Source organism: Candidatus Competibacteraceae bacterium (genome assembly GCA_016713505.1).
Taxonomy (GTDB): Bacteria; Pseudomonadota; Gammaproteobacteria; order Competibacterales; family Competibacteraceae; genus Competibacter_A.
In genome coordinates, this window is record JADJPA010000002.1 from 188,371 (window position 1) to 201,192 (window position 12,822).

General features: G+C 62.0%; 14 protein-coding genes. 10 read left to right on the plus strand and 4 right to left on the minus strand.

What is annotated here, in order from left to right:
* The first annotated feature begins 58 nt into the window (after positions 1 to 58).
* The 9 genes from IPK09_15750 to IPK09_15790 all read left to right on the plus strand — a co-directional run bounded on the left by IPK09_15750 (position 59) and on the right by IPK09_15790 (position 8,683).
* Entirely contained in the window at positions 59 to 718 is a 660-nt protein-coding gene (locus tag IPK09_15750; protein ID MBK7985051.1) for a DedA family protein, read from the plus strand.
* A gap of 173 nt (positions 719 to 891) precedes the next feature.
* Entirely contained in the window at positions 892 to 2,178 is a 1,287-nt protein-coding gene (locus tag IPK09_15755) for a citrate synthase (protein MBK7985052.1), read from the plus strand.
* Between the two features lie 86 nt (positions 2,179 to 2,264).
* A complete protein-coding gene (locus tag IPK09_15760) occupies positions 2,265 to 3,743 on the plus strand; it encodes an aminotransferase class V-fold PLP-dependent enzyme (protein MBK7985053.1) in 1,479 nt (492 codons plus the stop codon).
* Between the two features lie 38 nt (positions 3,744 to 3,781).
* The gene (locus tag IPK09_15765; protein ID MBK7985054.1) at positions 3,782 to 3,919 is read left to right on the plus strand and encodes a hypothetical protein; all 138 of its coding nucleotides are present in this window, start codon (positions 3,782 to 3,784) and stop codon (positions 3,917 to 3,919) included.
* Between the two features lie 16 nt (positions 3,920 to 3,935).
* Positions 3,936 to 4,853 (plus strand): 5-bromo-4-chloroindolyl phosphate hydrolysis family protein, encoded by a 918-nt coding sequence (locus IPK09_15770; protein MBK7985055.1) that lies wholly within the window; start codon positions 3,936 to 3,938, stop codon positions 4,851 to 4,853.
* Between the two features lie 80 nt (positions 4,854 to 4,933).
* Positions 4,934 to 6,094 (plus strand): toxic anion resistance protein, encoded by a 1,161-nt coding sequence (locus IPK09_15775; protein ID MBK7985056.1) that lies wholly within the window; start codon positions 4,934 to 4,936, stop codon positions 6,092 to 6,094.
* A 1-nt stretch (position 6,095) separates the two neighbouring features.
* The gene (locus IPK09_15780; protein ID MBK7985057.1) at positions 6,096 to 7,211 is read left to right on the plus strand and encodes an SPFH domain-containing protein; all 1,116 of its coding nucleotides are present in this window, start codon (positions 6,096 to 6,098) and stop codon (positions 7,209 to 7,211) included.
* 74 nt (positions 7,212 to 7,285) lie between these two features.
* Positions 7,286 to 7,720 carry a peptidoglycan-binding protein LysM gene (gene lysM, locus IPK09_15785; protein ID MBK7985058.1) on the plus strand — a complete coding sequence of 145 codons (435 nt, stop codon included), beginning with the start codon at positions 7,286 to 7,288 and terminating at the stop codon, positions 7,718 to 7,720.
* Positions 7,721 to 7,825: 105 nt separating this feature from the next.
* Positions 7,826 to 8,683, plus strand: a complete 858-nt coding sequence (locus IPK09_15790; GenBank protein MBK7985059.1) for a DUF533 domain-containing protein — start codon at positions 7,826 to 7,828, stop codon at positions 8,681 to 8,683.
* 69 nt (positions 8,684 to 8,752) lie between these two features.
* On the opposite strand, the gene IPK09_15795 is transcribed toward IPK09_15790, so the two are convergent.
* Both IPK09_15795 and IPK09_15800 read right to left on the minus strand, forming a co-directional pair.
* The gene (locus IPK09_15795) at positions 8,753 to 8,953 is read right to left on the minus strand and encodes a hypothetical protein (protein MBK7985060.1); all 201 of its coding nucleotides are present in this window, start codon (positions 8,951 to 8,953) and stop codon (positions 8,753 to 8,755) included.
* A gap of 158 nt (positions 8,954 to 9,111) precedes the next feature.
* On the minus strand, positions 9,112 to 9,384 hold the full coding sequence (locus IPK09_15800; GenBank protein ID MBK7985061.1) for a hypothetical protein: 273 nt from the start codon (positions 9,382 to 9,384) through the stop codon (positions 9,112 to 9,114).
* Between the two features lie 455 nt (positions 9,385 to 9,839).
* Between IPK09_15800 and IPK09_15805 the strand changes: the two genes are divergently transcribed.
* Positions 9,840 to 10,787 (plus strand): MBL fold metallo-hydrolase, encoded by a 948-nt coding sequence (locus IPK09_15805; GenBank protein ID MBK7985062.1) that lies wholly within the window; start codon positions 9,840 to 9,842, stop codon positions 10,785 to 10,787.
* Positions 10,788 to 10,885: 98 nt separating this feature from the next.
* On the opposite strand, the gene IPK09_15810 is transcribed toward IPK09_15805, so the two are convergent.
* Complete coding sequence (locus tag IPK09_15810) at positions 10,886 to 12,373, minus strand: hypothetical protein (protein ID MBK7985063.1); 1,488 nt, start codon at positions 12,371 to 12,373, stop codon at positions 10,886 to 10,888.
* A complete protein-coding gene (locus IPK09_15815) occupies positions 12,328 to 12,570 on the minus strand; it encodes a hypothetical protein (protein ID MBK7985064.1) in 243 nt (80 codons plus the stop codon). Before IPK09_15815 ends, IPK09_15810 begins: the two co-directional genes overlap by 46 nt.
* Positions 12,571 to 12,822: the final 252 nt, after the last annotated feature.

The following is a 12,822-nucleotide window of genomic DNA, read 5'->3' on the forward strand; positions in this document are numbered from 1 at the left end:
ACGGCTTTTAGCACGCATCCACTCGCCTGCTATTCTAATATTAACTGAGTGTTCAACAATGGATTTTGTTTCGGATCTGATTTCATTTTTTCTGCATCTCGACCGCCATCTGGCTGAATTGGCCAGCCAGTACGGCGGCCGGCTTTACGGGATTTTGTTCTTGATCGTTTTCTGTGAAACCGGGCTGGTCGTGACCCCGTTTTTGCCCGGTGATTCGCTGTTATTCGCGGCGGGGGCTTTGGCCGCCCTCGGCGAGATGAACATTCATTTCCTGTTTCTTTTAATGGCGTTTGCCGCCATCGCCGGCAATACGGTCAATTATGCGGTCGGCCGCTACCTGGGGGAAAAGGTGTTTCGCCCCGATGCCCGGATTCTCAAGCAAGCCTATCTGGATCGCACCCACCAGTTCTTCGAACGGCACGGCGGTAAAACCATCATCATCACCCGCTTCGTGCCGATCGTGCGCACCTTCGCGCCGTTCGTGGCGGGCGCCGGCGGCATGAGCTACGGCCGGTTTCAGGGTTACAATGTGGCCGGCGGCGTGCTCTGGACCGCCTCGTTTCTGTACGGCGGCTACTTCTTCGGCAACTTGCCGTTCGTCAAACAAAATTTTTCGCTGGTCATCCTGGCCATCATCATCTTGTCGCTCCTGCCGGGCGCGGTCGAATACTGGCGACACCGCCGCGCGACGGCCGGAACCGACCTTACCACGCCATAGAGTTTGCAAGCGCAAGCCGCCCTGTATAATCAACGCCGAGCGCCTTCCGGTCTTTAACCCACCATCGGGCGCACCGGAGCAATCGGCCGTCACCCGGCCGCCCGTCCGCGAACGACTCCGCAACCAAAAACACGCGATCAACCCACTAAGCCCCACATCAACGGAGCCACGCCATGAGCCATACGTGCCGCATCGAACTGGATGGAAAACCCCACGATTTTCCGGTCGTCGAGGGAAGCGAAAAGGAACTATCCATCGACATCAGCACGCTCCGCGACCGCACCGGCTACATCACGCTGGACGACGGATACAGCAACACCGGTTCCTGCAAATCCGCCGTCACCTACATCGATGGCGACAAGGGGATTCTGCGCTATCGCGGCATCCCCATCGAGCAACTGGCCGAGCACAGCACCTTCGTGGAAACCGCCTGGCTGGTGATCTGGGGCCGGCTACCCACCGAGGAGGAAACGGAGCGTTTCAGCCGGCGGCTGACCATGAATCAGATGATGCACGAGAGCTTGCGCAGTCATTTTCAAGGTTTTCCGCCCAACGCCCCTCCGATGGCGATCCTCTCCGCGATGATCAACGCCATGAGCTGCTACGAACCGGAGATGATGGACATCGAAGATGAGAACACCATGGAAAAGGCGGCGGCCCGCATCATTTCCAAGGTGCGCACCATCGCGGCGGCCAGCTACAAGATGTCGATCGGCCAGCCGCTGATGTATCCGCATCCCGAATACAAGTATTGTGAGAACTTCCTGCACATGATGTTCTCGATCCCCTACCGCGAATACTGGCCGACCCCGGAAGTGAGCCGCGCGCTCAACCTGTTCTTGATCCTGCACGCCGACCACGAGCAGAACTGCTCGACCAGCACGGTGCGCATGGTCGCCTCCAGCCAGGCCAACATGTTCGCCAGTTGCGCGGCGGGGGTGTGCGCGCTGTGGGGGCCGTTGCACGGCGGCGCCAACGTGGCGGTGATCGAGATGCTGGAATTCATCCGCCAGTCCGGCATGAAGGTGCCGGAATACATCGACCGGGTGAAGAAAAAAGACACCAAACTGAAACTGATGGGCTTCGGACACCGGGTCTACAAGAATTTCGACCCCCGCTCCAAGATTCTCAAGGAAGCGTCCGATAAGATGCTGGAACGGCTCAACATCAGCGATCCGCTGCTGGACATCGCGCTGCAAATGGAGGAAGCGGCGCTCAAGGATGATTATTTCATCGAACGCAAGCTGTATCCGAACGTGGATTTCTACAGCGGCATCACCCTGCGGGCGATGGGTATTCCGCTGAACATGTTCACGGTCATGTTCGCCATCGGCCGGATGCCCGGCTGGATCGCCAATTGGAAGGAAATCCACGACGATCCCAAGTCGCGCATTTACCGGCCGCGCCAGATCTACATCGGCCCCACCGTTCAGGATTACGTGCCGGTCAAGGACCGCTGATCCCAACCGGGAACCGTCCTGTTCGAGAACCGAACCCGCGCCGCCTTGTCGCATCGGCGGCGCTTTCGCCACTCACGCGAACTTCGATGTGGCTCGACGCTTTAACCAAAGATTTCATCGGCCTCGACACCCGCTACCGATTGGCCGACGGTCGGGTGACCCGCCGCCGCTATCTCGATTCGGCGGCCTCCACGCTGGCGCTGCGTCCAGCCCGAGAGGTGGCGGACGAACTGCTCGAACATTACGCCAACACCCATAGCGAGCTGCATTTCTCCGCCCGCATCGTCCATCGAGCATACGCCTGGGCGCACGTGCAGGCGCTAGCTTTTCTGAAAGCCGACCCCGACCGCTACACCGCCACTTTCGCCGGCAGCGGTTGCACCGCCTTGCTAAATCGACTGGCGCGGGCGCTGGCGGCGCGCCGGCCGGAGCGGGATGGGGTGGTGTTGACCTTGATGGAGCATCACGCCAACGACCTGCCGCACCGCAAACACGCCCGCCACATCGTTCATGCGCCGTTGAGCGGCGAACCGCCGGCGCTGGGCGCGGTCGGTCTGACGGCGCTGGCCGCCGTGCTGGAACAGCAGCGCGGCCGGATCAACTACGTCGCCGTCTCGGCGGCCAGCAACGTCACCGGCATCATCAATCCGGTTCACGACATCGCGGCGCTCGCCCACGCTCACGGTGCCTGGGTCGTCGTGGATGCCTCCCAATATCTCGCCCACGCTCCGTTGCCCCTCAGCGACACGGGCGCCACCGACCGGGAACTGGATGCCGTGGTCTTTTCCGGCCACAAGCTCTACGCGCCCGGCTCGCCGGGAGTACTGGTGGCGCGGCGAAATTTGTTGGCCGATCAGGAGCCCGACGAACTGGGCGGCGGCATGGTGGACGATGTTCATTTAAAAGCTTATCGGGTGACTGGCCGCTTCCCGGACCGCGAAGAAGCCGGCACCCCGAACATCATCGGCGCGGTGCAGTTGGGCGCGGTGCTGAACATCTTGCAACGGATCGGCATGGCGCGCGTTCATGCCGCCGAGCAAGCCCGGCTTCGGGCGTTCATGGCGGAGCTATCGGCCCAGCCGGGCGTGCGGCTTTACGGCGACACCGATTTCGACCGCACGCCGCGCCTCGGGACCGTGGCCTTCAACCTGGACGGCCTGGAGCACGGCCTGACCGCCGCCGCATTGAACGATTATCACAACATCGCGGTCAGAAACGGTTGTTTCTGCGCGCATCCTTACGTTCGCGAACTGCTGAAACCGGAGCTGTGGGCCCTGGAGCTCGATCCCGACGCCGAGGATGCGGCGGCCTTGCTCGCTCGCCGGCAAGGCTTGGTGCGCGCCAGTTTCGGCCTGCATACCGATCGGGACGATCTGGCGGCGCTGCTGGCTGGAATTCGGGATCTGCTGGCGCGACCGGATCGCTATAGGGCGCTGTATCAGCCGGACGCGGACGGCGGTTTCGCGCATCGGACCTTCGCGGCGCCGGCCGAATCCTATTTCGACCCCGAAACGGCGCTCGATCGCGCGCTGTCTGGACTGAGTGTAACGCAAGATATACTATAGCGCCAACGACCTTAACGTCATCGAGCGAGTCTGCCACCATGCCTGACTTTCTTCGCAAACTCATCGGCCTGCTGTTGCTGCTGGCCACGGTCGGTGCCGTCTCCTGTCAGGCGCTGACGGCGGACCCTGCGAGCACCGCGCCGGCGCGGCCCGCTCAGTCCAGCGTAAATCATTGATTCCGCGCGCGCTGTCATGAACCGTTTGTTGGTGCTGGCCAGCGCTGTCCTGCTGTTGATGGTCCCCCTGGTGGTGCTGTTGCAAAGGAGAATTCGCATCGTGGCCGAACGCTACACGCCAGCTCCCCGCTCGGCCTCTCCGGCCAGGGGGCTGCTGATGTTCTTGTTGCCCTTACCGGTGTTGTTGGCCGCCGTCGGCGCCTTGATGCACGGCGATTTGACCGGCTTGTCCGACAACGGGATCTGCTATGGGCTGTTCCTCGGCGGCGCGCTGCTATTGCGGCGCGGCTTGCGCTCGGAAGCGGACTATCTGCGCCGCCAAGTCGCCAAAGCGCCCTGGCCGTTCAAAACGCTCGGCGGCGGCCTGATCGCGCTGGCGACCGCGACCACGGCCTGGACCAGCGTCGGACACTCGCCCTTGATGGCGCTCGTCTACGGCTTGCTCGCCCTGCTCGGTTGCTATCTGAGCTACGGTTTCGACCCGCACCGCGCCAAACGCTTCACCGACCGCGACGGCCTCGATTCCACCGACCGGGTGCTGGAGGCGCTGACCCAGGCCGAAGCCTCCATCGCCGCCATCGAGCACAGCACCCGCCACATCCACAACGCCGAACTCAACACCCGCCTGCGCCGCATCGCCGGTCAGGCCCGCCAGATCTTGACGATGCTGGAGGAAGACCCCCGCGATCTGCGGCGCGCTCGCAAATTCCTGAACGTCTATCTCGACGGCGCCCAGCAAGTGACTGAAGGCTACGCGAAAACCCACGGCCGCATCACCGCGCCGGAACTGGAGGACAATTTCCGCCGGGTTTTGGCGACCATTGAGGAGGTTTTCGCGGAGCAGCGGCAAAAACTGCTGGAAGCGGATGTCACCGATCTCGACGTGCAAATCGAAGTCTTGACGACCCAACTGAAACGGGAAGGCGTGGTCTGATGGAAAAATTTTTTCCAACTCCCCATGATTCGTTCATTCTTGCTTGAAAGACGGCTTCCACCCTTAAGGAATGGCACTGCATGAGCACGACGCCAACCCCTACGCTCGCTTCGCTGCCGGCATTGCCGCAAGAATTCGCCACCGCGCTGCCGCAAGTCCAACAGGACTTGGCCGCCCGTGCGCCGCTGGCCGCTCAGAACCAGCATCACATCGCCGCCTTGGTCGAGGAGCTGGATCTGAGCGATAGCAACTCCATCCTTTTCTTTGGGGGCAAGGCGCAAGAGCAGTTGACCGCCATTTCCGACCAAATGCTGGAAGGGGTGCGCAACAAGGACAGCGGACCCGCCGGTTCAGCGCTGAACGAAATGATCGCGGTGCTGCGCGGCTTCGATTTCGATGAACTCGACCCGAACAAAAAGCCCGGCCTCTTCGGTCGGTTGCTCGGCAAAACCAAACCGCTGGTCAAGATCGTCCAGCAATACGAGACCGTGCGGAACCAGATCGACGCCATCAGCGACGCCCTGGAACGGCACAAGACGCACTTACTGACGGACATCGCCGGTCTGGACCGACTTTATAACGCCAATCTCGACTATTTTCATACGCTGGAACTGTACATCGCGGCCGGCGACGCCAAATTGCACCAGGTCGATGCGGTGGACCTGCCGGCGCTGGAGCAGGAGGTCGCCGCCGGGACGGATATGGTCAAGGCCCAGCGGTTGCGCGACCTGCGCGCCGGCCGCGACGATCTGGAGCGGCGGGTTTACGATCTCAAGCTGACCCGTCAAGTGACCCTACAGAGCCTGCCCAGCATCCGGCTGGTGCAGGAAAACGACAAGGGTCTGATCTCGAAAATCAACTCCACCCTGGTCAACACCGTGCCGCTGTGGCGGCAGCATCTGGCGCAAGCCATCACCATCTACCGGTCCAGCCAAGCCGCCAAGACGGTCAAGGCCGCCACCGACCTCACCAACGAGCTGTTGCAATCCAACGCGGAAAACCTCCGGCAAGCGAATGCCCAAACCCGCGCCGAGATCGAGCGGGGCGCCTTCGACATCGACACGGTCAAAAAAGCCAACGCAACGCTGATCGCCACCATCGAAGACAGCCTGCGCATCGCCGACGAAGGCCGCCGCCGCCGCCGGGCCGCCACCGCCCAACTCGAAACCCTGGAAGGCGAACTGCGCCAGTCGCTGTCCGCCGCCCAGGCCCGCGCCCGCCAACCCGCCGGAGGCCGCTGACATGGGACTGTGGGACAAACTGCTCGGTGAATTTGTCGATGTCATTCAATGGACGGACGATGCCAACGATACGCTGGTCTACCGCTTCGAGCGCCGCGGCAACGAAATCAAGTACGGCGCCAAGCTGACGGTGCGCGAAGGCCAGACCGCCGTGTTCGTCAACGAAGGTCAGATCGCCGATGCGTTCCAGCCCGGCCTGTACGAGCTAAAAACCAACAACCTGCCGATCGTGTCCACTTTGCAGGCGTGGCCGCACGGTTTCGAAAGCCCGTTCAAGGCTGAGGTCTATTTCTTCAACACCCGCCGTTTCACCGACCTCAAATGGGGCACGCAAAATCCGGTCATGCTGCGCGACCCTGAATTCGGGCCGATCCGACTGCGCGCTTTCGGCAGCTATGTGATTCGGGTCAAGGACGCGCCGCTGTTTCTGCGAGACATCGTCGGCACCGACGGCCGCTTCACCACCGAGGAAATCACCCACCAGTTGCGCAACATGATCGTGGCGCGCTGCGCCAACCTCCTCGGCCAATCCAAGATACCGGCCTTGGATTTGGCGGGCAATTACGATCAGCTCGGCCAGTTCCTGCAACAGCGCATCGCCCCGGAGTTCGCGGCGGTCGGCTTGGAACTGACCAGCCTGTTGGTGGAAAACATCTCGCTGCCCAAAGAAGTCGAAGCGGTGCTGGACAAGCGCTCCAGCATGGGCATCGTCGGCAACCTCGACCAGTACACCCAGTTTCAAGCGGCGGAAGCATTGCGCGAGGCCGCCGGCCAGCCGGGCGGCGGCTCCGAGGCCCTGAACATGGGTTTGGGGCTGGCGATGGCCCAACGACTGAACGAAACTCTGAACCGACCGGTCCAAGCGGGGCAAGCCGCTCCAGCACCGACGACCTCCCCTCCGCCGCTGCCGGCCGTCAGGCATTATTTCGTGGCGGCCGACCACCAGCAGACCGGACCGTTCGATATGGACGAACTGCAGCGGCAGGCGCGGAGCGGTCGACTCACTCGCACCACGATGGTGTGGGTCCAAGGCATGGCGAACTGGACGCAAGCCGGCGAAGTGCGGGAGTTGGATCCCCTCTTCGCCCACCTGCCGCCACCCCTGCCCAATGCCTGAATGCCATGCTGGCTCACGCATTGGTTTTCAACAACCCAACGTTTCTGACAACTCGAAGATCACAGGAGATTGCTATGGGACTTTTTGATTTTCTCGTCAACCAAGGTAAAAAGCTGTTCGGCGCTGACGACAACGATCCCGCCGCCAAAATCAAACAGGAAATCGAGACGGCCAATCCCGGCGTCAAGAATCTCGATGTCAAATTCAAAGACGGCCAAGTCCAATTGTCCGGGGACGCGATAACCCCGGAAGCCATGGAAAAGGCGGTCTTGATGGCGGGCAATATTCAAGGGGTTGGCAGCGTCACCGCCGACCAGTTGAAAGCACCGGCGCAAACGGGCAAGGTCGAGTATTACACCATCAAATCAGGTGATACCCTGTCATCCATCGCCAAGCAATTCCTGGGCAACGCCTCGGCGTACAATCAAATTTTCGAAGCGAACCGGGAAGTGATCCGCGATCCCGACAAGATTTTTGTCGGCCAGAAAATCCGCATTCCTTTAGGATGATGCGGCGAGGCTGACACGGCGGCTAGCGCCTATTGAAGCTAGCGATGCAGGGTGACCGACGGCCACCCTGCGAGTTTGAATGAAGCCACCAACGAGGACACCGGAATGGATGCATTAAAAATCTTGAGTAGTTTGCTGGGCAACAACGCCACTTCCTCTGGGATCGGCGGGCAGTTTCTCGATCAAATGGTCGGCGGTTTAATGAGAGGCGGCGCACAACCTGGCGGAAACTGGGGCGGTGGCTTGGGGAGCGTGTTGGGTAACATGCTCGGCGGCGCGCAAAGCGGCGGAGCGGGCGGCCTGGGTGGCTTGCTCGGCGGCCTGATGGGCAATCGGGCGCAATCCGGCGCCACCGGTGGCCTGGGCGACGTACTCGGCGGCCTGATGGGCGGCGCCCAAGGCGGCGGGCTCGGCGGCCTGCTCGGCGGCCTGATGGGCGGCGGAAACAGACCGCAAAGCAGCGGCGTCAATTTGGGCTTGCTCGGCGGTCTGGCCATGGCGGCCTATCAAATGCTGGGCAAGCGCGGCGAGACCGCGGCGCAATCATCGCTGGCTGGACTGGAACAGATGGTGGCGTCCGGACAAGGTGTTGCCCCGGCGGCCGTCACCGAGATGCAGCAGCAGGCCCTGGTCATGATCAAGGCGATGATCAACGCTGCTAAAGCGGATGGCAAGGTCGACGAACAAGAGCAGCAGAACATCCTCTCCAAAGTGGCGGGCGTCGGTGCGAAGGAAGCAGAATTCCTGCAAAACGAACTGGCCAAACCGCTCAATCTGGAATTCCTCAACGGCATCGCCCGCGAGATGGCGCCGGACATTTATCTGGTGTCGCTGATGGCGATCAATCTCGATACCAAGGAAGAAGCCAACTACATGGACCAACTGGCGCAGACCTTGGGATTGGACGCACAGGCGGTCAACGCGATCCACCAACAAATGGGCGTGGCTCCGCTGTATTCCTGAGCAAATCGGGGCGAGTCGACTTCAACTCAGCGGCGGCCGGCCATGCTCTGGCCGGCCGCCGCTTCGAGATTAACAAAACGGTGAAAACGCCGGCGGCTCGCTTTCCGGTAAATTCGCCGCTTGCAAGATGCGATTCCACAAATCGGGGAGCGTCAGTTCCAGCGTCTGGCAAGCCTCGTCCAAGCTGATGTAGCAGTGCGCGACCAGAAACCGGGAGGCGGCGCGTTCGCTCGCATGGCGGGTCTCTGAGGGTAGTTCTTCAAAACGCATCGGCGACCTCCGCGAAGACGTTCGACCGGCCTTCCAAAGCAGAGCCGCTAGTATAACCCTTTGCCAGAAATAATATTTATGTCAGAAAAGCCCACCTGAAGCCGCATCGTCCTAAAACGATGCGGTGTTAAAGCGGATTCAGGCCCGACCGCGCGCGGTCAAGCTTGGTCCGGCCCAATGTTATGGGTCGTCTCGAAACGCTGGAGAACGGCTTGCCAATGCATCGCTACTTTCGGCTGTTGGTGACGATTGGCGGTGTCGATGTCATCGCGAATCATCTGATCGATGATCTGTTCGCCACCCGGTTCGTGCGCCAGACAACAGCCGTATTCGGCCGCGACGATTTCCGGCAGCCGCTCGTGCCGGGCGATGGCTTCGATCTCGCCTTCTTCCAGGTCGGTCAAGTGGACGCAATCTTTGTAAGTCAACATGTCACACCTCCTCGCCTAACGATACCGTCTCGATCCGGCTAAAGTCGGATTTTCCGAGGCGTTGACCCGCCATTCAAACGTTGAACTCCACACGCCGAACGACCACACCCAACTCCTTTACTTCCGCCGAATGCGACAGTCCGGCCATCCTGAGAAACAGGGGCCGTACCGCTCCGCCCCGATTTCAGCATCGGTTCGGCTTTGGCGCGGCACACATTTCTAACATCATGATAACACATTAGCCTCATTTTTAAAATGGTTTATAAATCCAGTGGAAATCGGCGCAAGGACGTCAAGCATTCCGGTCGGATGCTAAACTGTGCCAACGCCTAAGTCCTTCCATGCCGTCCGGCCCTAATCTCAGGGGTGCTCCCGCAGTCGACGGCGGACGGACGCCGGGGCAGCGAACGAGGCGACCCTTTTCTGCTTTCCCAACCTTCGAGAGAACAGTCTCCATGAGCGAGTTGTTTCGCTACGAGCACGGCATTTACGCCATCGATTCCGGCTATATCCGGCCCCTGCTCGCCGCCGTTCATCTTATCGTCGAGAATGGCCGGGTCGCGGTGGTGGACACCGCCAGTCAAGCGTGCCAGCCGCGCGTCCTGGCGGCGTTGCAGGCGCTGGGTTTGGCACCGGCCCACGTCGATTATGTATTTCTCACCCACGTTCATCTGGATCATGCCGGCGGCGCTGGCGCGCTGATGGACACCTTCCCGAACGCCCGGCTGATCGTCCATCCGCGCGGGGCGCGGCACATGGCCGATCCCAGGAAACTGTTCGCCGCCGTACAGGCGGTGTACGGCGCGGAAGAAGCGCAACGCTTGTACGGCGATCCCCTGCCGATAGCCGCCGACCGCATCATCACCGCCGCCGATGGTTATAGCTTCGACTTGGCCGGCCGCACCTTGGTTTGTTTGGAAACGCCCGGCCACGCCAGCCACCATCTGTGTCTGCTCGACACTCGCAGTGGTTGCCTGTTCACCGGAGACATTTTCGGCATGTCCTTCCGTGAATTGGATGTCGGCGATCGTCCGTCCATCATCCCGACCACCTCGCCGACGCAATTCGATCCGGCGCTCATGCATCAATCGGTGGATCGAATTTTGGAGCAACAGCCGCCGGCGGTTTATCTGACTCACTTCTCCCGTGTTGAGGAGGTCCCGCGTCTGGGCGGCGACCTGCATCGCTTGATCGACGCCCATGTGGCGACCGCCGAGCGCGAGCGCGACAGCGGCCCGGAGCGCGAGGCGCGAATAGCGGCCGGTCTGTGGGCGCTCGTCGAGACCGAAGCGATCCGGCAAGGCTGGCGGCTGTCGCCCGATCACTGGCGGCCAGTGCTTGAATCGGATATCGAACTCAACGCCCAGGGGTTAAATTACTGGCTCGATCATCGGAATGGTTAAACAGGCCACAGCTATTGCCCGGAATAAATCAAGTGTGGGCGCCATCCCTTTTGTACCGCGGCGCCCCATCTTTCCGGTGCAGGAAACCGCCAACGTGACTACACGGCGTCCTTCACTTTCCGCAAACGTCGCCACAACCCGCCGACGCTGAAACAGCAGCCCCACGCCCAGCCCAGCCACCGCAGCACGGCCAGCGCCAGCCACAGCGCCCAAGCCAGCATCAGACCGCGATAGAGCCACAGCGGCGCGGAAATCACCCACGCGGTCGGCAGCGGTCCGGCCGTCCGATCCTGATCCCAGTTCAACTGCCAAGCGCTGGAATGATGGCCGGCGACCTGCATGTCCGGCGCTCCCAGCAAGCCCTGTCTGCGGTCGATGGTCGCGGTGGTTCCTGGCGCACCGTCCGGCCGACCGATCTGCAAGGTCACGCGCTTGCCCGGCCAAGGCCGCCATTCCGGCAACCAACGCCCTTCAGCATCGATGCGTCGCACCAGCGGAATACCGGCGCTCCGCACGTGCCAGAGCGGGCCGGCCCGCAAGCGCCAGACTTCGATCAACTCATCCCGCTCCGCCGCTTGCAGCACCAGCTCGGAACCCCGGTTCAGCGTTGCGCTCCAGGCGACTTCGACTTGGTTCGGGGGCAGGTTGAGCGATACCCGACCGTCGCGCACCCGGATATCCAGCGTGGTCACCCGCTCGCCGGTTAACAACGGAACGTCCACCACCACCGCCGAATCGGCTTGACTCAACCGCCGCACGCGGGTTTGCACCCGCCAATCCACATCCAGCACGATCTCCCGCTCGACCTGCACGAACGGCGGCATCACCCCGGCTTGCAGCGGCGTCGCGGCGGTCTGGCGCTGGCGGGTCAGTTGCAATTGCCGGTCGGCGCGTCCTTCGATGTACCTCTCCACCAGCCAGCCAGCGATGTTGAGTTCGACCCGACCCGTGAGCGTGGCGCTGATTTTTTGTGGGGCGATTTGCCAGCCGACCGCCGGCAGATCGCCGATCGCAGCCGGTTCCAGCCGGCTGTCGGCGACCAGTTGCAGGTTGTTCGACTGCCGCACTTCCACCCCGCTGGTCCCGGCGTCCGACAATTGGGTGATGAATTGATCGTCGCCGTTGATCTCCACCCGCCCCAATCGGGGCGCGGGCGCGGCCTCCAAACGGGTTCGGTTCAAATTTCCGCTCAAATGGTCCTGCACGGTGTAACCGCCGCCGGCAAAATCCAGCCAGAGACTGCGATGCAAAGTCAGGTGTTCGGGGACGGTCTCGGTATCGCCGCGCGTGCGGGTAATGAAGCGCAACGCTTCGCCGGGCTGCAACAGATATGCCGGCCATGGCCGCCACTCCGCCGGCACATTGGTTTGGGCCGGGTCGAGCGCCGGCGCACCGCTGAGCTGTACTACCCGCAGCGCGTTTTGCGCTTGAAAGCTCCAAATCTCCTGCTGGGGCCAGAGCGCCGCAACCTCGGCTCGGGCCAGCGTTTCCACCGGACCGCGCTGCCGAGCCGTCAAGCTGATCGTCCAGTTCCCCGGCTTCAGTTGCACTCGCAACCGTCCGTCCGGCTCCAATCGGGCGGGCAAGGGGCTATCCAGCGCCAGCGGCAGAAATCCGGCAACAGCACGGGCCCGAGCGTTTCTTCCCGCGCCTGCCCGGACACGCGCAGTTCCAAGCGAGTCGTGATCTCGAACGGAATTCCGTCAGTCAGCAAGCGAAAAACCTGTAAGTCGAGCGCGTCCTGTTGCGCCGCTTCGGTCGGGCGTTGGCGCAACCACAGCACGCCATCGCTCTCCAGCCGAGACGCGGTACCGGCTCGCCGTCGATCCGAGTTCCAGCAGCGCGTTGCGCGCTGGAACTCGGATCGAATCCGGTAACGTTCTCCAGAAAAACCGCCCGCTGAGGCGATGAGCGCCGGTCGGAACCTTAACCGCCGGTCGGCCATCCCGTTCCAGCACCGGCACCACTGAATCGGCCAGACGCACCTCTTGCGGCCAATGACGCCGGTCGCCAGGCAAGATCAGCCAGCTTTCCC

Excerpts from the sequence above, each read along its gene's own strand:
- IPK09_15775 (MBK7985056.1), top strand. The coding sequence starts at position 4,934 with ATGAGCACGACGCCAACCCCTACGCTCGCTTCGCTGCCGGCATTGCCG.
- IPK09_15755 (MBK7985052.1), top strand. The coding sequence starts at position 892 with ATGAGCCATACGTGCCGCATCGAACTGGATGGAAAACCCCACGATTTT.
- IPK09_15800 (MBK7985061.1), bottom strand. The coding sequence starts at position 9,384 with ATGTTGACTTACAAAGATTGCGTCCACTTGACCGACCTGGAAGAAGGC.
- IPK09_15760 (MBK7985053.1), top strand. The coding sequence starts at position 2,265 with ATGTGGCTCGACGCTTTAACCAAAGATTTCATCGGCCTCGACACCCGC.
- IPK09_15765 (MBK7985054.1), top strand. The coding sequence starts at position 3,782 with ATGCCTGACTTTCTTCGCAAACTCATCGGCCTGCTGTTGCTGCTGGCC.
- IPK09_15795 (MBK7985060.1), bottom strand. The coding sequence starts at position 8,953 with ATGCGTTTTGAAGAACTACCCTCAGAGACCCGCCATGCGAGCGAACGC.
- IPK09_15805 (MBK7985062.1), top strand. The coding sequence starts at position 9,840 with ATGAGCGAGTTGTTTCGCTACGAGCACGGCATTTACGCCATCGATTCC.
- IPK09_15750 (MBK7985051.1), top strand. The coding sequence starts at position 59 with ATGGATTTTGTTTCGGATCTGATTTCATTTTTTCTGCATCTCGACCGC.
- IPK09_15780 (MBK7985057.1), top strand. The coding sequence starts at position 6,096 with ATGGGACTGTGGGACAAACTGCTCGGTGAATTTGTCGATGTCATTCAA.
- lysM (MBK7985058.1), top strand. The coding sequence starts at position 7,286 with ATGGGACTTTTTGATTTTCTCGTCAACCAAGGTAAAAAGCTGTTCGGC.
- IPK09_15790 (MBK7985059.1), top strand. The coding sequence starts at position 7,826 with ATGGATGCATTAAAAATCTTGAGTAGTTTGCTGGGCAACAACGCCACT.
- IPK09_15770 (MBK7985055.1), top strand. The coding sequence starts at position 3,936 with ATGAACCGTTTGTTGGTGCTGGCCAGCGCTGTCCTGCTGTTGATGGTC.